Origin of the sequence: Streptomyces sp. NPDC059852, assembly GCF_042731455.1 — a bacterium.
GTDB lineage: Bacteria > Actinomycetota > Actinomycetes > Streptomycetales > Streptomycetaceae > Streptomyces.
The window spans coordinates 1-18,778 of record NZ_JBHWJK010000035.1 but is presented as its reverse complement, the minus strand read 5'-3'; the positions used below and the strand labels follow the sequence as shown (position 1 = coordinate 18,778).

General features: G+C 73.0%; 18 protein-coding genes. 11 read left to right on the top strand and 7 right to left on the bottom strand.

Going from position 1 to position 18,778, the window contains the following annotated elements; genetic code table 11:
* Positions 1-70 precede the first annotated feature (70 nt).
* A complete protein-coding gene (locus ACFV46_RS30795) occupies positions 71-928 on the top strand; it encodes a PHP domain-containing protein (protein ID WP_385500636.1) in 858 nt (285 codons plus the stop codon).
* A 113-nt stretch (positions 929-1,041) separates the two neighbouring features.
* Positions 1,042-1,647, top strand: coding sequence for a MarC family protein (locus tag ACFV46_RS30790; RefSeq protein ID WP_151785730.1), 606 nt, complete (start codon positions 1,042-1,044; stop codon positions 1,645-1,647).
* Positions 1,648-1,735: 88 nt separating this feature from the next.
* Here the strand turns inward: ACFV46_RS30790 and ACFV46_RS30785 are convergent, their stop codons facing one another.
* Entirely contained in the window at positions 1,736-1,888 is a 153-nt protein-coding gene (locus tag ACFV46_RS30785; RefSeq protein WP_283286377.1) for a hypothetical protein, read from the bottom strand.
* A gap of 239 nt (positions 1,889-2,127) precedes the next feature.
* On the opposite strand from ACFV46_RS30785, the gene ACFV46_RS30780 reads away from it, so the two are divergent.
* Positions 2,128-3,021, top strand: a complete 894-nt coding sequence (locus ACFV46_RS30780) for an NYN domain-containing protein (RefSeq protein WP_385500633.1) — start codon at positions 2,128-2,130, stop codon at positions 3,019-3,021.
* Here the strand turns inward: ACFV46_RS30780 and ACFV46_RS30775 are convergent.
* Together ACFV46_RS30775 and ACFV46_RS30770 are read right to left on the bottom strand one after the other, a co-directional pair.
* Complete coding sequence (locus tag ACFV46_RS30775; RefSeq protein ID WP_361937384.1) at positions 3,018-3,908, bottom strand: alpha/beta hydrolase; 891 nt, start codon at positions 3,906-3,908, stop codon at positions 3,018-3,020. The genes ACFV46_RS30780 and ACFV46_RS30775 overlap by 4 nt on opposite strands.
* Before the next feature lie 107 nt (positions 3,909-4,015).
* The gene (locus ACFV46_RS30770) at positions 4,016-6,271 is read right to left on the bottom strand and encodes a DEAD/DEAH box helicase (protein ID WP_385500630.1); all 2,256 of its coding nucleotides are present in this window, start codon (positions 6,269-6,271) and stop codon (positions 4,016-4,018) included.
* Between the two features lie 474 nt (positions 6,272-6,745).
* Here ACFV46_RS30770 and ACFV46_RS30765 point away from each other — a divergent pair, with 474 nt between their 5' ends.
* A complete protein-coding gene (locus ACFV46_RS30765; RefSeq protein WP_361925812.1) occupies positions 6,746-7,510 on the top strand; it encodes a ferritin-like fold-containing protein in 765 nt (254 codons plus the stop codon).
* A gap of 46 nt (positions 7,511-7,556) precedes the next feature.
* Here ACFV46_RS30765 and ACFV46_RS30760 read toward each other — a convergent pair whose 3' ends face one another.
* From ACFV46_RS30760 to ACFV46_RS30745, 4 genes are all read right to left on the bottom strand, one after another.
* On the bottom strand, positions 7,557-7,826 hold the full coding sequence (locus ACFV46_RS30760; RefSeq protein WP_361925814.1) for a hypothetical protein: 270 nt from the start codon (positions 7,824-7,826) through the stop codon (positions 7,557-7,559).
* A gap of 206 nt (positions 7,827-8,032) precedes the next feature.
* Positions 8,033-8,260 carry a DUF3107 domain-containing protein gene (locus ACFV46_RS30755; RefSeq protein WP_062668721.1) on the bottom strand — a complete coding sequence of 76 codons (228 nt, stop codon included), beginning with the start codon at positions 8,258-8,260 and terminating at the stop codon, positions 8,033-8,035.
* Between the two features lie 194 nt (positions 8,261-8,454).
* On the bottom strand, positions 8,455-9,096 hold the full coding sequence (locus tag ACFV46_RS30750; protein WP_361925815.1) for a TetR/AcrR family transcriptional regulator: 642 nt from the start codon (positions 9,094-9,096) through the stop codon (positions 8,455-8,457).
* Between the two features lie 237 nt (positions 9,097-9,333).
* Positions 9,334-9,555 carry a hypothetical protein gene (locus ACFV46_RS30745; protein ID WP_385500628.1) on the bottom strand — a complete coding sequence of 74 codons (222 nt, stop codon included), beginning with the start codon at positions 9,553-9,555 and terminating at the stop codon, positions 9,334-9,336.
* A gap of 290 nt (positions 9,556-9,845) precedes the next feature.
* Here ACFV46_RS30745 and ACFV46_RS30740 point away from each other — a divergent pair, with 290 nt between their 5' ends.
* The 7 genes from ACFV46_RS30740 to ACFV46_RS30710 all read left to right on the top strand — a co-directional run bounded on the left by ACFV46_RS30740 (position 9,846) and on the right by ACFV46_RS30710 (position 18,460).
* Positions 9,846-10,871, top strand: coding sequence for an alpha/beta fold hydrolase (locus ACFV46_RS30740; RefSeq protein WP_385500627.1), 1,026 nt, complete (start codon positions 9,846-9,848; stop codon positions 10,869-10,871).
* Between the two features lie 562 nt (positions 10,872-11,433).
* Positions 11,434-12,735, top strand: a complete 1,302-nt coding sequence (locus ACFV46_RS30735; protein ID WP_385500626.1) for a DUF3152 domain-containing protein — start codon at positions 11,434-11,436, stop codon at positions 12,733-12,735.
* Between the two features lie 56 nt (positions 12,736-12,791).
* A complete protein-coding gene (locus ACFV46_RS30730; protein ID WP_361925821.1) occupies positions 12,792-12,884 on the top strand; it encodes an Ms4533A family Cys-rich leader peptide in 93 nt (30 codons plus the stop codon).
* A 195-nt stretch (positions 12,885-13,079) separates the two neighbouring features.
* Entirely contained in the window at positions 13,080-14,798 is a 1,719-nt protein-coding gene (locus ACFV46_RS30725; protein ID WP_385500624.1) for an ABC transporter substrate-binding protein, read from the top strand.
* A 4-nt stretch (positions 14,799-14,802) separates the two neighbouring features.
* Positions 14,803-15,789 carry an ABC transporter permease gene (locus ACFV46_RS30720; protein WP_361925825.1) on the top strand — a complete coding sequence of 329 codons (987 nt, stop codon included), beginning with the start codon at positions 14,803-14,805 and terminating at the stop codon, positions 15,787-15,789.
* Positions 15,786-16,784 (top strand): ABC transporter permease, encoded by a 999-nt coding sequence (locus tag ACFV46_RS30715; protein WP_361925826.1) that lies wholly within the window; start codon positions 15,786-15,788, stop codon positions 16,782-16,784. Before ACFV46_RS30720 ends, ACFV46_RS30715 begins: the two co-directional genes overlap by 4 nt.
* Positions 16,781-18,460, top strand: a complete 1,680-nt coding sequence (locus ACFV46_RS30710; protein WP_385500622.1) for a dipeptide ABC transporter ATP-binding protein — start codon at positions 16,781-16,783, stop codon at positions 18,458-18,460. Before ACFV46_RS30715 ends, ACFV46_RS30710 begins: the two co-directional genes overlap by 4 nt.
* Positions 18,461-18,778: the final 318 nt, after the last annotated feature.

Here is an 18,778-nt window from a genome sequence, read left to right as displayed (position 1 = left end):
ACAGGCGGGTCCGGAAATACGGCTATCCTGGTGCGGTCCCTTCCGTGCCGTCCCGACTGGAGTCCGCGTCGTGCGTATCGACCTGCACACCCACTCCACCGCGTCCGACGGCACGGACACCCCCGCCGAGCTGGTGCGTCACGCCGCCGAGGCCGGGCTGGACGTCGTGGCCCTCACCGACCACGACACGACCCGCGGCTACGCCGAGGCGATCGCCGCGCTGCCGGAGGGGCTCACACTCGTCACGGGCGCCGAGCTGTCCTGCCGTGTCGACGGGATCAGCATGCATCTGCTGGCCTACCTCTTCGACCCCGAGGAGCCCGCCCTGCTCGCCGAGCGCGAGCTGGTGCGCGACGACCGGGTGCCGCGCGCCAAGGCCATGGTCGCCAAGCTGAACGAGCTGGGCGTGCCCGTCACCTGGGAGCAGGTGAGCCGGATCGCCGGCGGCGGCTCGGTCGGCCGCCCGCACGTCGCCTCCGCGCTCGTCGAGCTCGGCGTCGTCGGCAGTGTGGACGATGCCTTCACCCGGGACTGGCTGGCCGACGGCGGCCGGGCCCATGTGCAGAAGCACGAGACCGACCCCTTCGAGGCCGTTCGACTGGTCAAGGCCGCCGGGGGCGTCACCGTCTTCGCCCACCCCGCCGCGAGCAAGCGCGGCCGTACGGTCCCGGAGTCCACGATCGCCGAGCTGGCCGCCGCCGGCCTCGACGGCATCGAGGTCGACCACATGGACCACGACCCCGGCACCCGCGCGCGGCTGCGCGGGCTCGCCCAGGAGCTCGGCCTGCTGACGACCGGTTCGAGCGACTACCACGGCAGCCGCAAGACCTGCGTCCTCGGCGAGTTCACGACCGACCCCGAGGTGTACGGCGAGATCACGCGCCGAGCCACCGGCGCGTTCCCCGTCCCCGGTACCGGCGGAGTCTGAGAGCCCTCACCCGCCCGTCCGATCCACCCGGCGCCGTCCGCCGTGCCCGTCCGTCCGCGCCCGCGGGCGCCCGGTCACGGCGGCACGCCCCTGCGCAAGGCACTGCTCATCCCATGTTCGACGTCGCCGTCTTCGGCTCGCTCTTCCTCACCCTCTTCGTGATCATGGATCCCCCCGGGATCACCCCGATCTTCCTCGCGCTCACCGCCGGCCGGCCCGCCAAGGTGCAGCGGCGGATGGCCTTCCAGGCCGTCTGTGTGGCGGGCGGCGTGATCGCCGTCTTCGGGCTCCTCGGCCACCAGATCCTCGACTATCTGCATGTCTCCGTGCCGGCGCTGATGATCGCCGGCGGTCTGCTGCTCCTGCTCATCGCGCTCGACCTGCTCACCGGCAAGACGGACGAGCCCCAGCAGACCAAGGACGTGAACGTCGCCCTCGTCCCGCTCGGCATGCCGCTGCTGGCCGGGCCGGGCGCGATCGTCTCCGTGATCCTCGCCGTGCAGAAGGCCGACACCGTCGGCACCCAGGTGTCGGTGTGGACGGCGATCCTCGCCATCCATGTGGTGCTGTGGCTCGTGATGCGGTACTCGCTGCTGATCATCCGGGTCATCAAGGACGGGGGAGTGGTCCTCGTGACGCGGCTCGCGGGCATGATGCTCTCCGCGATCGCCGTCCAGCAGATCATCAACGGCGTCACTCAGGTCATCCAGGGGAGCTGAGGCGCCCCGCGCGCCCTTCACACACCAAAGGGCCCCGTACGGCGTCGTGCCGTACGGGGCCCTGAAGCTTCGCGTCGATCCGCGCGCGTTACGAGGCCGAGGTCTCGGCCGGGCGGATCCAGAGTCGCTGCCCTGTGGCGGCAGCTTGCTGAACGATCCGGTTGACGGAGGCGGCGTCTACGACAGTGCTGTCCACGGGCGTGCCGTCGAGCTCGTCGAGTCGCATGATCTCGAAGCGCATATGGCTTCTCCCTTCGTCTGGTCATCCTCCTGAGGAGAACATCTGGGTGGAGGTCCCCGTGAGCAAAGGCGCTCCCGGTTCCATAGGTATCCAACGGCTCGCGTGTTACGAACATTCCCTACGCTAAAGAAATTTTTCGAACGACTAACTACTGACCGGTAAGGGATGTGCGAACGATCAAGCAGAGACCGACCGGGACCGGTTGTGTTCGCAGCGTGACCGCCGGGACAATGGAGGCGATGAACGACGACCTGGCGGCGCTCGCCGCCCGCATCGACCACACGAACGAGCTGCTGCTGCGCATGCTCGCCGAGGTGGCGAAGACGCCCTCCACTCACGCGATCTTCGTCGACGCGGGCTACCTCTACGCCGCCGCCGGGCGCCTGGTCGCCGGCACGGAGGACCGCCGGTCCTTCGACCTGGACACCGAGGGGCTCATCGAGGCCCTCATCGACCGCGCCCGCACGATCTTCGCCGACAGCCGGCTGCTGCGCGTCTACTGGTACGACGGCGCCCGGCGCCGCATCCACACCGCGGAACAGCAGTCGATCGCCGAACTCCCCGACGTCAAGGTACGCCTCGGCAACCTCAACGCGCACAACCAGCAGAAGGGCGTCGACTCCCTCATCCGGACCGACCTGGAGTCCCTGGCCCGGCACCGCGCCATCAGCGACGCCGCCCTCCTCGGCGGCGACGAGGACCTCGTGTCGGCCGTCGAGGCGGCCCAGGGGTACGGGGCACGCGTCCACCTGTGGGGCATCGAGGCGCCGGAGGGCCGCAACCAGGCCGAGCCGCTGCTCTGGGAGGTCGACAGTCAGCGCACCCTCGACCTCGACTTCTTCAAGCCGTACGTCTCCCGGCGCACCGCCGCCGCCTACGAGGCCCCGGCCGCCCGGCCCGCCCGGGAGGACGTGCGGTTCGTCGGCGCGCAGATCGCCGCCAAGTGGCTCGCGGCGCGGGGACGCGAGTCACTGGTCGAGCTGCTGCCCGGCCACCCGTACCTCCCGGGCTCCGTCGACCAGGACCTGCTCGTCGAGGCGGAGGGACTGCTCCAGTACTCCCTGCGCGGCCAGGCCGACCTGCGCCGCGCGCTGCGCGACGGCTTCTGGGAGCACCTTCAGTCGCAGTACTAGCCCTCGGCGTCCTCGGTGACGCGGTCCCAGAAGTCGGCCGTCGCCCGGGCGGTCGGCAGGGGCTGGTCGGCGTTGGGGGAGTGCTCGGCGCCCGGGACGACGGTCCGGTGCGCGCGCAGCCGTACGGCCATGTCGTCCAGGACCGGGACCGGCCAGGTGTCGTCGGCGGCCCCGGACAGGACGTGGAACGGCAGCGGCAGCGCGGCGAGTTCGTCCACGCGGTCCGGCTCCGCGCACAACTGACGTCCCGTCGCGAGGAGTTGCGCGGGCTTGGTGCCGAGCCAGCGGCGGCGCAGCAGATCGGGGCCGCCGATGCCGCGGGCCGGTCCGCCGACCTCCTCGGGCGGTCCCATGGCGAGGATCGCCTCCCAGGTCTCGGCCATGGTCATCACCGCGAGCGCGTCGCGCAGCAGCTTCACGCGCTGCTGCTGGGAGTCCGAGATCTGCGCCGGGCCCGACGCCATCAGGGTCAGCGACCGGAAGGGCGTGTGGTCGAGGAGGACGGCCGCGCGGGCGATCTGGCCGCCCAGCGAGTGGCCGAACAGGTGCAGCGGGGTGTCCAGCGGGCCGAGGGCCGCCGCCTGGGCGAGCACATCACGTGCCAACTCGCCCCGCTCGTAGGCGGATTCGTCGTACTCGGGCCCGTCCGACTCGTGCTGGCCCCGCCCGTCGACGGCCACCGTGCGATAGCCGCGCTCCGCCAGCGGCCCCTGCATCAGGGTGAAGTCCTCCTTGCTGCCGGTGAACCCGGGCAGCATCAGCGCGACCCCGCGGGGCCGCACCCCGGGCGCGACCGGGCAGTCGACGACGGCGAAGGCGCCGCGGTCGGTGCGCAGCGGGTAGGCGCGGGAGCCGGGCGGCGGGGTGTGGACGGGTTCGGTGCTCACGAGGGGGAGGGTAGCCGGTGCGCCCCGGCACCGGACCGCACGGGAGCCCGGGAACGCCGACGGCCCGGCACCCACTCGGTGGGGCCGGGCCGTCGGCGTGACGCGGGTCAGCTCTCCGCGGGCTCCTCGGCGGCTGCCGTCGCCTTGCGGGTACGGCGGCGGGGCGCCGCCGGCTCCTGCGTGGCCTGGGCCGGGATGTCGGCCGCTTCGGCGGTCGCCGCGGTCTTGCGGGTGCGGCGGGCCTTGGGCTTGGCCTCGGCGCCCTCGGCCGTGTCGACGGCGGCCTCGGCGGTCGCGGCGGCCTTGCGGGTCCGGCGCGGCTTGGCCTCGGCCGTCTCGGCGGCGTCGGTCGGAGCCTCGGCGGCCTTGCGGGTCCGGCGCGTCTTCGGCTTGGCCTCGGCGCCCTCGGCCGTGTCGACGGCCGCTTCGGCGGTCGCGGCGGCCTTGCGGGTGCGGCGCGGCTTGGCCTCGGCGGCCGCCGGCTCCTGAGCCGTCTGCGCCGGGATGTCGGCCGCTTCGGCGGTCGCCGCGGTCTTGCGGGTGCGGCGGGCCTTGGGCTTGGCCTCGGCGCCCTCGGCCGTGTCGACGGCCGCTTCGGCGGTCGCGGCGGCCTTGCGGGTGCGGCGCGGCTTCGACTCGGTGGCCGTCTCCACGGTCTCCTCGGCGGCGGCGGTCTTGCGGGTGCGGCGGCGCGGGGCGGCCGCGGGGGCCTCCTCGGCCACCGGTGCCGCGGCGACCGGCTCGGACGCCCGCACGGCCTCCTCGGCGGCCTCGGCCACCGGTGCCGTCTGCGCCTCCGCCGACTTGCGGGTGCGGCGACGGCGCGGCTTCGCCGCGGTCTCCTCGGCGGTCTCCAGAGCCGGGCCCTCGGCGGTTTCGACGGCGGCCTCGGCCTCCTGCGGGGCCGGGGCGGCGGCCGTCAGGGACGCCTCGGCCGACGCTCCGCCGCGCGTGCGGCGACGGCGGCGGGGCGTGCGCGACTCGGTCGCGGACTCCGCGGGGGCCGTCTCCTCCGGCGTACCGGTGGCGTCGGGCGCCGCCGGGGCGTCCAGCGGACTGCCGCCGCGCGTACGGCGACGGCGGCGCGGCGTGCGCGCCGGGCGCTCACGCTCCGCGGCACGGGAGTCGTCCCGCCCGCCGCGGCCAGCCCGGCCACGGGCACCGCGGCCCCCGGTCTCGCCGAGGTCCTCCAGCTCCTCCGCCGCCAGCCCGGCGCGCGTGCGCTCCGAGCGGGGCAGGACACCCTTGGTGCCGGCGGGGATCTTCAGGTCCTCGAAGAGGTGCGGCGACGTGGAGTACGTCTCCGGCGGGTCGTTGAAGTCGAGCTCCAGCGCCTTGTTGATCAGCTGCCAGCGCGGGATGTCGTCCCAGTCGACGAGGGTGATCGCGATGCCCTTGGCGCCCGCGCGGCCGGTGCGGCCGATGCGGTGCAGGTACGTCTTCTCCTCTTCGGGCGACTGGTAGTTGACGACGTGCGTGACGCCCTCGACGTCGATGCCGCGCGCGGCGACGTCGGTGCAGACGAGGACGTCCACCTTGCCGTTGCGGAACGCGCGCAGCGCCTGCTCACGGGCGCCCTGGCCGAGGTCGCCGTGGACCGCGCCGGCCGCGAAGCCGCGCTGCTGGAGCTGGTCGGCGAGGTCGGCCGCGGTGCGCTTGGTGCGGCAGAAGACCATGGCCAGTCCCCGGCCCTCGGCCTGCAGGATGCGCGCGACCATCTCGGGCTTGTCCATGTTGTGCGCGCGGTAGACGAACTGCGCGGTGTTCGCGACCGTCTTGCCCTCGTCGTCCGGCGCGGTGGCGCGGATGTGCGTCGGCTGCGACATGTAGCGGCGCGCGAGGCCGATGACCGCGCCCGGCATGGTCGCCGAGAACAGCATGGTCTGGCGACGGGCCGGAAGCAGGTTGATGATCTTCTCGACGTCGGGCAGGAAGCCCAGGTCCAGCATCTCGTCGGCCTCGTCGAGGACGAGCGCCTTGATGTGCTTGAGGTCGAGCTTCTTCTGGCCCGCGAGGTCCAGCAGGCGGCCCGGGGTGCCGACGACGACGTCGACGCCCTTCTTCAGGGCCTCGACCTGGGGCTCGTAGGCGCGGCCGCCGTAGATGGCGAGGACGCGGACGTTGCGGACCTTGCCCGCGGTCAGCAGGTCGTTGGTGACCTGCTGGCACAGCTCGCGCGTGGGGACGACGACGAGCGCCTGCGGGGCGTCGGTGAGCGCGTCGGGACGGGCGCGGCCCGCCTCGACGTCGGCGGGGACGGTGACCCGCTCCAGGAGGGGGAGGCCGAAGCCCAGCGTCTTGCCGGTGCCGGTCTTCGCCTGGCCGATGACGTCCGTGCCGGAGAGGGCGACGGGGAGGGTCATCTCCTGGATGGGGAAGGGGTTGACGATGCCGACGGCCTCGAGGGCCTCGGCGGTCTCGGGAAGGATTCCGAGCTCTCGGAAAGTCGTAGTCAGGGTGCTGCCTCTTCTGTGTACGCGGTGCGAGGCGAGCGCGCGGGGGGTCTTGACGGACCGTGCCGGGGACGTCGGCTGCCGTACGGCGGGACCGTATGGCACGGGACCACTGCCGACGCTCTAGCGCTCGTACCGCTGAGGGTGTCCCTCCGGTCGTCGTACGCATGGTGCCGTACGGCCGGGGAGGGCTGTCGGGTCGGAGCCGATCGGGCCACCGACCGGGCATCCTCATAACGCGCGGCCCGTCGGGTACGTCGAAGTACTCAGCGGGCGCATTACCACCATACCCCGGAATCGCGCACATGCGATGGCCGAATTGGTCACGTAGTCGTCGTCACACTGATTGACCAGGGACTTCCGTCACGCACCGAGCGGGCTATTGTGCGCTTCATGACGACGCCTGACAACACCTCTGACGCCGCGGACACCGCCGACACCCCCGTCGCACGCACCGGGGTCGCCGCCCAGGACTGGGCGAAGGCCTCCGCAGATCCCCAGTACCGGGCCGCCGTCGTCGACCTGCTCGGCGCGCTGGCCTACGGCGAGCTGGCGGCGTTCGAGCGGCTGGCGGAGGACGCCAAGCTGGCGCCGACGCTCGCGGACAAGGCGGAGCTGGCGAAGATGGCGTCGGCCGAGTTCCACCACTACGAGAAGCTGCGGGACCGGCTCGCCGAGATCGGCGTCGAGCCCACGGAGGCCATGGAGCCGTTCGTGGCCGCCCTGGACGGCTTCCACCGGCAGACGGCCCCCTCGGACTGGCTGGAGGGCCTCGTCAAGGCGTACGTCGGCGACTCGATCGCCAGCGACTTCTACCGGGAGGTCGCCGCCCGGCTCGACTCGGACACCCGCGACCTGGTGCTGGCCGTGCTCGACGACACCGGCCACGCCGAGTTCGCGGTGGAGAAGGTGCGCGCGGCGATCGACGCGGACCCGCGCGTGGGTGGCCGTCTCGCGCTCTGGGCGCGGCGTCTGATGGGTGAGGCGCTGTCGCAGTCGCAGCGGGTGGTCGCGGACCGGGACGCGCTGTCGACGATGCTCGTGGGCGGGGTCGCGGACGGGTTCGACCTCGCGGAGGTCGGCAAGATGTTCTCGCGGATCACCGAGGCGCACACCAAGCGGATGGCCGCGCTGGGCCTCGCGGCCTGACCCGGCCGCGCCTACGCGTCACGCGCTCGGCGACCCCTCCGTCCGGCTAGGCGGTCGCCGAGCGGCGGCCGAGCCTTCCCGCGGGGCGCACCAGCAGGGAGAGCGAGGCGGCGGCGACGATCGCGGCGCCCGCCAGGATCACGGCGAGATGGCCGAAGTCGAGCGCGGTGTGCGTGACGAAGGCGCCGAAGAGGGCGCCGCCGGCACCGGTCGGCAGGACCAGCGAGCGGGCGGGCATGCGATGCGGCAGGCGGCTGTACGCGGCCCACGCCAGGGCCAGGCCGAGGATCGCGGAGCTGAGCGCTTCCAAGAGCATGCTGGGGTCCCTCCCACATGGCCGACCTGCTCGAAACGGTCGTACCCCGTCATACCCCTGACCTGCGGAATCCAATCCTCCTTGTGAACGGGCTGTGCTCCGCGCGTGGAGGAGGCCTGGAGGCGCCGCCCGCGGCGCGGGAACGGGAGAGGGGCCCGGCGACCGTGGTCGCCGGGCCCCTCTCCGCACGCCTTGGCGCAGCTGCCTCAGAGTGCGCCGAAGCCCACCTTGCGCGGAGCGGGCTCACCGAGCTCCACGTACGCGAGACGGTCGGCCGGGACGAGGACCTTGCGGCCGTGCTCGTCGACGAGGCTCAGCAGCTGAGACTTGCCGGCCAGCGCCTCGGACACCGCCCGCTCCACGTCCTCGGCACTCTGACCGCTCTCCAGAACGATCTCGCGGGGCGCGTGCTGCACGCCGATCTTGACCTCCACGGCTATGTCCCTCCGACGGTCAGTGAAGTGCGCGACCTTGCGCGCCGTACCCAGCACACATTAGCCCGGTGAGGGGATGTCCACGCTCCGCCGGGCCACGCCAGGAGCGAACAGCGGACGGGAACAAACGCGCACCACGCGCGCGTGCGGGCGCCTTCGGCCCGTACGCGCGCGTGGTGCGTGACGCGTGCGGCTCAGTGCGCGTCGGAGCCGTGCAGCGGGAAGCCGGCGATACCGCGCCAGGCCAGCGAGGTCAGCAGCTGGACGGCCTGGTCGCGCGGGACGCTGCGGTCGCTGTGCAGCCAGGAGCGGGCCACCACCTGCGCGAGTCCGCCGAGGCCGGAGGCCAGCAGCATCGACTCCGCGCGCGAGAGACCGGTGTCCTCGGCGATGACGTCGCAGATCGCCTCGGCGCAGTCGTTCGTGACCTTGTCGACGCGTTGCCGCACGGCGGGCTCGTTGGTCAGGTCGGACTCGAAGACCAGCCGGAAGGCGCCGCCGTCGTCCTCCACGTACGCGAAGTAGGCGTCCATCGTCGCGCGCACGCGCTGCTTGTTGTCGGTGGTCGACGCGAGCGCGCTGCGCACCGACTGGATCAGCGACTCGCAGTGCTGGTCCAGGAGCGCGAGATAGAGGTCGAGCTTGCCCGGGAAGTGCTGGTAGAGCACCGGCTTGCTGACGCCGGCGCGCTCGGCGATGTCGTCCATCGCTGCGGCGTGGTAGCCCTGCGCCACGAAGACCTCCTGGGCGGCGCCCAGCAGCTGGTTCCGTCGGGCACGGCGCGGCAGGCGCGTGCCTCGCGGGCGTGCCGCCTCTGTCTGCTCGATGGCTGTCACGCCGCCTCCCAAGATCGTCCACATGCGGTGTGCGCCGCGTCGCCATCGTACTTTTCGGTAACCCCGGTGTGCGCGGTGCGAGCGCAGAATTTCACGGACCGGACGGTGGCGAAAGTCGCACAGAGGGTTTGAAACCAGGTCGCAATGGGCATGGGCACCGGCTCTCTCCTGCTCAGCGGCCCTGTCCCGGCGCCCGGACGGGTCCTCGCCGGTCCCGGCGCCCGCGATGCCGCCCGGTCAGCGATAGTCGTCCTCGTCGAGGGAGACCACGCGCGCCTGCTCGACCAGATCCGCCTCGTTGGCCCGGTCCGGGTCCACCTCCGTCAGCGGGTCGTCGCGGTCCGGCTTGATGTCCGCCTTCTGCTCGGCGGCGTCGGCGGGCGGCGCCTCGACGTCGAACTCCTCGGCGTCCTCGGAGTCGTGCACGAAGGTCTCGGGGTCGGTGGGATCGACGGCCATGGTGGGCTCCCTTTCCTAGAACGTCCCCGTGGGGGGTGCGGTGTCCCCGGGCGAGACAGGGGTCCGTGTCCGGGTGCCCTGCGTACGAGCCTAGGAGACACCCGATCCGGACGCTATGCGATGGACGGGCCCGTCCGCGGGCGATCCGGGTGGTTTACGGACCCCTGCGCACAGAGCGGTCCTCGTGGCCGGTTCCCGCCGTTCGTGCCGTCATGTACGCGTCGTCTTGTGACGGCGAACACAATGGCGAACGCATGAATCACCGCGTGATCACCTCGTAACATTGCCGCATGTCTTCGACCGAGCTGCCCTCCGTGCCGGCCGCCCATGTGCTCCCCCAGGTGGCGACCGTCCGGGTCGCGGAGGGGGAGCGGCTGCGGTCGGTCGGGCTGCCCGGGGTCACGCTGACCGTGCGGTCGCGGCCGCCCGCGCGCGAAGGGCTGCCGCCCGCGCTGTACGTCCACGGGCTCGGCGGCTCCTCGCTCAACTGGTCGGCGCTCATGGAGCAGCTCGACGGCGTCGTCGACTCGGAGGCCGTCGACCTGCCCGGCTTCGGCGACTCGCCGCCACCGGACGACGGCGACTACTCCATCACCGCGCACGCACGCGCGGTGATCCGCTATCTGGACGCGTCCGGCCGCGGGCCCGTACACCTCTTCGGGAACTCGCTCGGCGGCGCGGTCTCCACGCGCGTCGCCGCCGTCCGCCCCGACCTCGTCCGTACGCTCACCCTCGTGTCGCCCGCGCTACCGGAGCTCCGCGTCCAGCGCACCGCCGTGCCCACCGGGCTGCTGGCGGTGCCGGGGGTGACGGCGCTCTTCACGCGGCTCACCCGGAAGTGGACGGCGGAGCAGCGCGTCCGCGGGGTGCTGCAGCTCTGCTACGGCGAACCGGGACGGGTGACACCGGAGGGCTTCCGCGACGCCGTCGCGGAGATGGAGCGGCGGCTGCAGCTGCCGTACTTCTGGGACGCGATGACGCGCTCCGCGCGCGGGCTCGTCAACGCCTACACCCTGGGCGGGCAGCACGCGCTGTGGCGGCAGGCCGAGCGGGTGCTGGCCCCGACCCTGCTCGTCTACGGCGGCAAGGACCAGCTCGTCGGCCACCGGATGTCCGGCAGGGCGGCGCGCGCCTTCCGGGACTCCCGGCTGCTGACCCTTCCGGAGGCCGGGCACGTGGCGATGATGGAGTACCCGGAGGTCGTCGCCCGGGGCTTCCGCGACCTCCTCGCGCACGCCGAGGGCCCCGCGCCCGACGCGGGCCCGCGTCCGTCCGGCACCGACGCGGGTGCCCCGACCGAGAACCCGGGGAGCTGAGGCGCGCGTGGGACGCCACAGCCGGCGCGGCCTCGCCAAGCGGGACGCCACGGAGACGACGGCACGACAGGACGCCGGACAGACGCCGCCCGAGCCGGGCGCCGGGGCGCAGCGCCGACCCTCCGTGCCGGGTCCCGGTCGCACCCCGGGAGCGCCGACGCCCCCGCCCGGCCGGCAGGGGGGATCTCCGGCGTACGGCGGACAGCCCCATCCGGCCGGGGCCACACCCCCCCAGGGCTTCCCGCACCTGCCGGACGGCACTCCCGCGCGGGGCGTCCCGCGTCTCGCCGACGGGACGCCGGCACATGGGGTTCCGCGCCTGCCCGACGGCACCCCGGCCCGCGGTGTGCCCCGCTTCGCCGACGGAACGCCCCCGCGTGGGGTGCCGATCTTTCCCGACGGGACGCCCGCGCGTGGGGTGCCGGTGTTCCTCGACGGCACTCCCGCGCGTGGGGTGCCGCGTTTCGCTGAGGCGGCTCCGGCCCAGGGGGTTCCGAGGCCGGCCGACGGGACGCCTGCGCATGGCGTTCCGCGCCTGCCGGACGGCACTCCCGCGCGTGGGGTGCCGCGTTTCGCCGACGGGACGCCTGCGCATGGCGTTCCGCGCCTGCCGGACGGCACCCCGGCCCGTGGTGTGCCCCGTTTCGCCGACGGCACGCCCGCGCGTGGGGTGCCTCGTTTCGCCGAGGGGGCCCCGGCCCAGGGCGTTCCGCGCCACCCCGACGGCACCCCCGCCCAAGGCGTTCCCCGGTTCGGGGACGGCACCCCTGCCCACGGGATCCCCAGGGCCCGTGGTGGGCACCCCGAGCAGCGGGAGCCCGGGGGCGGATGGGGGGAGTTGAGAGGGCGTACCGCCGTCGCCCACGGCACCGCGGCGACCGGTGCCCCCGTGCCGCGCCCCCGCCGGGCGCCCGGCTCCGAGGGGCCCCGGCAGGAGTTCGTCGACGCCTTCGACGCCGAGGTCGCCGCGGTCCGCTCCGCCGAGGGGGCGTACCCGCCGGCCGCCGACCGCGAGACGCCGGGCCTCACCGACGACGCGCCGCCGACCGGTGTGCCTGCTCCCGTCAAGGGCGGCAAGGGCCGGGCCTTCACCGGGGTCGCGGCCGCCGCCGTCGTCACCGTGCTGGCCGTCGTGGTCGCCGGGCAGGTGGCGCAGGGCCGGGGCGGCACCGGCACCCAGGCCGGGGCCGCCGAGGGCGGCACGCGGGACTCCCGTGACGCCGCCTCCCGCACCGACGACCGCCCGACCCCCTCGGCGACGCCGCTGACGTACGACCAGAAGATGAACCGGCGGTACGCGCTGGGCGCGGACGCGACCGGCTCCGGGAAGTTCGACGCGGTCCCGGGCACCGACAAGGCCCCCGGCGGCGGGCGGAAGTTCACCTACCGTGTGGACGTCGAGCGGGGCCTCGGACTGGACGGCGCCCTGTTCGCCGAGGCCGTGCAGAAGACGCTCAACGACAAGCGCAGCTGGGCCCACGGCGGCGCCCGTACCTTCGAGCGCGTCTCCAGCGGCGAGCCCGACTTCGTGATCACGCTCGCCAGCCCCGGCACCACCGCCGACTGGTGCGCCAAGTCCGGCCTCGACACCACCGAGGACAACGTCTCCTGCGACTCGGCCGCCACCGAGCGCGTGATGATCAACGCCTACCGGTGGGCACAGGGGTCCGAGACCTACGGCGACCACATCCACGCCTACCGGCAGATGCTGATCAACCACGAGGTCGGCCACCGGCTCGGTTTCGGCCATGTCAACTGCGACAGGGACGGCGAGCTCGCCCCGGTCATGCAGCAGCAGACCAAGTTCCTCGACCACGACGGGATCAGCTGCAAGGCCAACCCCTGGGCGTTCCCCAAGAGTTGACAGGTGATTCACAGATCACATTGACATGCGCAGTTTGATCGTTCATATTTCTGCGCATGTCGTCCCGTCCCGCCACCTGCCGCGCCGCCATCGAGCTGGCGCTCATCGGCGTGACCAATCTGTGCGTGGCCGACATCCACTGTCGCTGACGCCCGCCCTTCGGCGTACGCGTCGCGATCCCCTTTTCCCTCCGTGCTGCGGTCCCTGACCCGGCGCGGCCTCTCGACGACCCGGCGCCGGGGCAGACGTCCGTTCCAGCACGTCTCACTCCGTGTCGTTTCATCTCATGCTTCGAGATCCGAAGCGGGACCGGCACGCGTTCACCAACCGAGAGGTCGTCTCCGATGCGTCAACCGTCCGTCATAGCGCGCCGCGTGGCAGCGGCATCCGTCAGCCTGGTCGTGGCAGCGGGCGCCGCCGCCTGCGGGCCTGAGGACAACGATGCCAAGGCAGCCGGCAACGACTCCACGCCCCACAAGGGCGGCACGCTGACCGTTCTGAACTCCAACCCGCAGCAGGACTTCGACCCCGCCCGGCTCTACACCTCCGGCGGCGGCAACGTCCCCTCGCTCGTCTTCCGCACCCTCACCACCCGCAACCGCGAGAACGGCGAGGCCGGTGCCCAGGTCGTCCCCGACCTCGCCACCGACACCGGGCGCCCCAACAAGGACGCCACCGTCTGGACCTTCACCCTCAAGGAGGGGCTGAAGTACGAGGACGGCACCGAGATCACCGCGGCGGACGTCAAGTACGGCATCGAGCGCTCCTTCGCCCCCGAACTCTCCGGCGGCGCCCCCTACCTCCGGGACTGGCTGGTCGGCGCCGCCGACTACCAGGGGCCGTACAAGGACAAGAAGGGCCTCTCCGCGATCGAGACGCCGGACGAGCGGACCATCGTCTTCCATCTGAACAAGCCCGAGGGCGAGTTCCCGTACCTGGCCACGCAGACCCAGTTCACGCCTGTCCCCAAGGCCAAGGACACCGGCGCCAAGTACGAGCAGCACCCGGTGTCCTCCGGGCCGTACAAGGTCGTCTCGAACGAGAACGACGGCGAGAGGCTCGTCCTGGAGCGCAACCCGCACTGGTCCGCCGCGACGGACGCCGAGCGCAAGGCGTACCCCGACAGGATCGACGTCCGGTCCGGGCTCGACTCCTCCGTGATCAACCAGCGCCTCTCCGCGTCGCAGGGAGCGGACGCCGCCGCCGTCACCACGGACACCAACCTCGGCCCCGCCGAACTCGCCAAGGTCTCCGGCGACAAGGAGCTGGCCGCCCGCGTCGGCACCGGCCACTTCGGCTACACGAACTACATCGCGTTCAACCCCGAGGTCAAGCCGTTCGACGACCCCAAGGTGCGCCAGGCGATCTCCTACGCGCTCGACCGCTCCTCGGTCGTCAACGCCGCCGGCGGCTCCGCGCTGGCCGAGCCCGCCACCACCTTCCTGCCCGACCAGAAGTCCTTCGGCCACACGCCGTACGACCACTTCCCGGCCGGTGCGAGCGGTGACCCGGCCAAGGCCCGGGAACTGCTGAAGGAGGCCGGGCACGGCGACGGGCTGACCGTCACGCTCACCCATTCCAACGCCAAGGACTTCGAGACCAGCCCGGAGATCGCCACCGCCGTCCAGGACGCCCTGAAGAAGGCCGGCATCACCGTCCGGCTCCAGGGCCTGGAGGACAACGACTACTCCGACACGATCCACGACGTGAAGACCGAGCCCGGGTTCTTCCTCGCCCACTGGGGCGCCGACTGGCCCTCCGGCGGTCCCTTCCTCGCCCCGATCTTCGACGGCCGGCAGATCGTCAAGGACGGCGCCAACTTCAACAACGGCCTGCTCGACGACGCCTCCGTCAACGCCGAGATCGACGCGATCAACAAGCTCACCGACCTCGACGCCGCCGCCAAGCGCTGGGGCGCGCTCGACAGCAGGATCGGGAAGAAGGCCCTCACCGTGCCGCTGTTCCACCCCGTCTACAAGCGGCTGTACGGCAAGGACATCAAGAACGTCGTGATCAGCGACTGGACCGGCGTCCTCGACATCTCCCAGGTCGCGGTGAAGTAGCACCGTGAGCGAGGCAGTTCTTGCCGTCGAGACCCCCGGGGCGGACGCTCCGGGGGTCTCGGGGGCCCGTCAGTTCTGGAGGCGGCTGCGCGCCCGGCGCGCCGCCCTCGTCGCGGCGTCCGTCGTCGCCCTGCTCGTCCTGGTCGCGCTCACCGCGCCGCTGCTCACCGCGCTCGAGGGCCAGGACCCCACCACCTACCACCCGTCCCTCGTGGACTCCGCGCGCGGCGGCGTCCCCGTCGGGCCCCTCGGCGGCATCGGCGCCGACCACTGGCTCGGCGTCGAACCACAGACCGGACGCGACCTGTTCGCACGGCTCGTGTACGGCGCCCGCGTGTCCCTCGGCGTCGCCCTCGCGGCGACCGTCGTCCAGCTCGTCCTCGGGGTCGCCGTCGGCCTCGCCGCCGGGCTCGGGAACCGCTGGGTCGACCAGCTCCTGACGCGCGTCGCCGACATCTTCGTCGCGATGCCCCTGATGATCGTCGCGCTCGCCCTGCTCGCCGTCGTGCCGACCGGCTTCCCGCGCCCGGTCCTGGTGGCGCTGGTCGTCGGGCTGGTCTCCGGCTGGGCCACCCTCGCCAAGCTGGTCCGCGCGCAGACGCTCACCCTCAAGGAGGCCGACTACGTGGCCGCCGCCCGCCTCAGCGGATGGGGCACGGTCCGCATCGCCCGGCGCGAACTGCTGCCCGGCCTCGCCGCGCCCGTCATCACGTTCGCGGCCATCCTCGTCCCGACGAACATCTCCGTCGAGGCGGCCCTGTCCTTCCTCGGCGTGGGCGTACGGCCGCCGACGCCGTCCTGGGGACAGATGCTCACCTCCGCGAACGTCTGGTACCAGGCCGCCCCGCAGTACCTGCTGCTGCCCGCCGGCGCCCTGTTCCTCACCGTCCTCGCCCTCACCGTGCTCGGTGACGGCGTCCGCACCGCCCTCGACCCGCGCGCCGCCTCCCGGCTGCGTGTCGGCACGGGCCGGAAGGGCGGCGGCTCATGAACGGCTTCGGCGGATTCGTCGTACGCCGGGCGGCCGGTGCCGTCGTCACCCTGTTCGCCCTCTCGGTGATCATCTACGTGGTCTTCTACGTCACCCCCGGCGACGTCGCCCAGATCACCTGCGGCCCGCGCTGCTCACCCGCCCAGGTGCAGCAGGTCGCGGCGCAACTGCACCTGGACGACCCGCTGTACGTGCGGTACTGGCACTTCCTGCAGGGGATCGTCGCCGGCCAGGACTACTCCACCGGCACCTCGGTCCAGCACTGCTCCGCGCCCTGCCTCGGGCTGTCGTACCAGAGCGACCAGCAGGTTCTTACGCTGATCCTGGCGAAGCTGCCGGTCACCGCCTCGCTCGCGCTCGGCGCGATGGTGCTGTGGCTGATCATCGGCGTCGGCACCGGCGTGCTGTCGGTGTGGCGGCGCGGCCGGCTCACCGAGCGGGTGCTGACCACCCTCACCCTCGCGGGCATGGCCACCCCCGTCTTCGTCATCGGGCTCGTCCTGATGATCGTCGTCTGCGGACAGCTCGAACTGCTGCCCTTCCCGCAGTACGTCCCCTTCGCCGACGACCCCGAGCAGTGGGCCTGGAACCTGCTGCTGCCCTGGCTGTCGCTGGCCCTCATCGAGTCCGCCACCTACGCCCGGATCACCCGCGCCGCGATGCTGGAGACGCTCGCCGAGGACCATGTGCGCACCTTCCGCGCCTACGGCGTCGGGGAGCGGGCCGTCATCGGGCGGCACGCTCTGCGCGGCGCGCTCGCCCCGCTCATCGCCGTGAACGCCAACAACATCGGCGTCCTGTTCGGCGGTGCCGTGCTCACCGAGACGCTGTTCGGACTGCCCGGCATCGGCCGGGAGATGGTCCAGGCGGTCAAGGTCGTCGACCTGCCCGTGGTCGTCGGGATGGTCCTGGTGACCGGCTTCTTCGTGGTCCTCGCCAACGCCGTCGCGGACGTCCTGTACGCGCTGGCCGACCGACGGGTGGTGCTGACATGAGCGACAGCGTGCGGGATGCGGCGGGGAGCCTCGTCGCGAAGGACGCGGCCGGCAGCCTCGTCGAGGTCGACGGCCTGACCGTCGACTTCGGCGGCCTGCGGGCCGTCGACGGGCTCGGGTTCCGGCTGGAGCGGGGCGCCGCCCTCGCCCTCGTCGGGGAGTCCGGCTCCGGCAAGTCCACGGTCGCCTCCGCCCTGCTCGGGCTGCACCGCGGCACAGGGGCCGAGGTCGGCGGCACGATCGAGGTCGCGGGCGTCGACGTGGGACGGGCGTCCGAGGACGCGCTGCGCCGGCTGCGGGGCGGGACGGCGGCCATGGTCTTCCAGGACCCGCTGTCCTCGCTCGACCCCTACTACGCCGTCGGCGACCAGATCGCCGAGGTGTACCGGGTGCACACGCGTGCCTCGCGGCGGGCCGCACGCGCGCGTGCCGTCGAGGTGCTCGACCGGGTGGGCATCCCGGACGCCGTACGGCGGTCCCGGTCGCGTCCGCACGAGTTCAGCGGCGGCATGCGCCAGCGCGCGCTCATCGCCATGGCGCTGGCCTGCGAGCCCGAGCTGCTGATCGCCGACGAGCCCACGACGGCCCTCGACGTCACCGTCCAGGCGCAGATCCTCGACCTGCTGCACACCCTCCGCCAGGAGACCGGGATGGGACTGCTGCTGGTCACCCACGACGTGGGCGTGGCCGCCGAGAGCGTCGACGAGGTGCTGGTCATGCGGCACGGGCGGCAGGTGGAACGCGGGCCCGTCACGGAGGTGCTGGGCGCGCCCCGGCAGCCGTACACGCGCGAACTGCTCGGTGCCGTCCCGCGCGTGGACGCGCCCCGGGCGGCCCGTGCGGAGTCCGGCACCGAGTCGGGCGCTGGGAGCGACGGGCCGGGGGAGCCGGTGCTGGAGGCCGTCGGACTGCGCCGGGTGTTCGGGCGCGGGAAGAGGGCGTTCACGGCCGTGGACGGGGTGTCGCTCACCGTCCGCCGGGGGGAGACCCTCGGCGTGGTGGGGGAGAGCGGCAGCGGCAAGACGACCCTCGGCCGCATGCTCGTCGGACTCCTGGAGCCGACCGCCGGAGAGGTCCGCCACGACGGGCACGCGCGCGTGGGTGTCGATCCGGCCGTGCAGATGGTCTTCCAGGACCCCGTCTCCTCCCTCAACCCCCGCCGCAGCGTGGGCGAGTCGATCGCCGACCCGCTGCGCGCGCGGGGCGAACGGGACGAGACGCGGATCAGGGCCCGGGTGCGCGAACTGCTGGAACGCGTCGGCCTCGAGGCGGCCCATCACGACCGCTATCCGCACGAGTTCAGCGGGGGCCAGCGCCAGCGCGTCGGCATCGCGAGGGCGCTCGCGGCGGACCCGCGCGTCATCGTCTGCGACGAGCCCGTCTCCGCGCTCGACGTCACCACGCAGGCCCAGGTGGTGGCGCTGCTGGCCGAGCTGCAGCGCGAACTCGGCCTCGCGCTCGTCTTCATCGCGCACGACCTGGCCGTCGTGCGCCAGGTGAGCGACCGCGTCGCCGTGATGCGGCGCGGGCGGATCGTCGAACAGGGCCCCGCCGACCAGGTGTACGACCACCCGCAGGACCCGTACACCGGGCAACTGCTGGCCGCCGTACCGGCGCTCGACCCCGTGGTCGCGGCACGACGGCGGTCGGCGCGGCGGGAGCCGGCCACGATCTGACCGGACCCGTCGAACGAGCGTCATCGGCGTGACGATCCGTGTGCGTTTGAACTCCTAGCGCGACGGAACGCGACCCGCACGGGAAAGTTACGACCGTTCACCCCTTTTGGTGGGGGGGGGGGGCCACCGCCCAACCCCCCCCCCCCCAGGGGCCGAACTTATAAAAACAGTGAGCCCCCCCCCCCCCGCCGCGGCCCCCCACGGTCTCCTCGCCCCTGCACCCCTCCACCGTCAGCCTCCCCGCCGACGCCCTCTTACTACAGTCTCCCCCGCGTCGGCTGCCACGGACGGAACCTGCACCGAGGCCCGGCCCAGGTC

Coding starts and splice junctions, on each gene's coding strand:
- ACFV46_RS30770 (WP_385500630.1), bottom strand. CDS start 6,271: ATGACCCTCCCCGTCGCCCTCTCCGGCACGGACGTCATCGGCCAGGCG.
- ACFV46_RS30785 (WP_283286377.1), bottom strand. CDS start 1,888: ATGCGCTTCGAGATCATGCGACTCGACGAGCTCGACGGCACGCCCGTG.
- ACFV46_RS30725 (WP_385500624.1), top strand. CDS start 13,080: ATGCGTCAACCGTCCGTCATAGCGCGCCGCGTGGCAGCGGCATCCGTC.
- ACFV46_RS30730 (WP_361925821.1), top strand. CDS start 12,792: ATGTCGTCCCGTCCCGCCACCTGCCGCGCCGCCATCGAGCTGGCGCTC.
- ACFV46_RS30745 (WP_385500628.1), bottom strand. CDS start 9,555: ATGGCCGTCGATCCCACCGACCCCGAGACCTTCGTGCACGACTCCGAG.
- ACFV46_RS30740 (WP_385500627.1), top strand. CDS start 9,846: ATGTCTTCGACCGAGCTGCCCTCCGTGCCGGCCGCCCATGTGCTCCCC.
- ACFV46_RS30760 (WP_361925814.1), bottom strand. CDS start 7,826: ATGCTCTTGGAAGCGCTCAGCTCCGCGATCCTCGGCCTGGCCCTGGCG.
- ACFV46_RS30780 (WP_385500633.1), top strand. CDS start 2,128: ATGAACGACGACCTGGCGGCGCTCGCCGCCCGCATCGACCACACGAAC.
- ACFV46_RS30715 (WP_361925826.1), top strand. CDS start 15,786: ATGAACGGCTTCGGCGGATTCGTCGTACGCCGGGCGGCCGGTGCCGTC.
- ACFV46_RS30710 (WP_385500622.1), top strand. CDS start 16,781: ATGAGCGACAGCGTGCGGGATGCGGCGGGGAGCCTCGTCGCGAAGGAC.
- ACFV46_RS30790 (WP_151785730.1), top strand. CDS start 1,042: ATGTTCGACGTCGCCGTCTTCGGCTCGCTCTTCCTCACCCTCTTCGTG.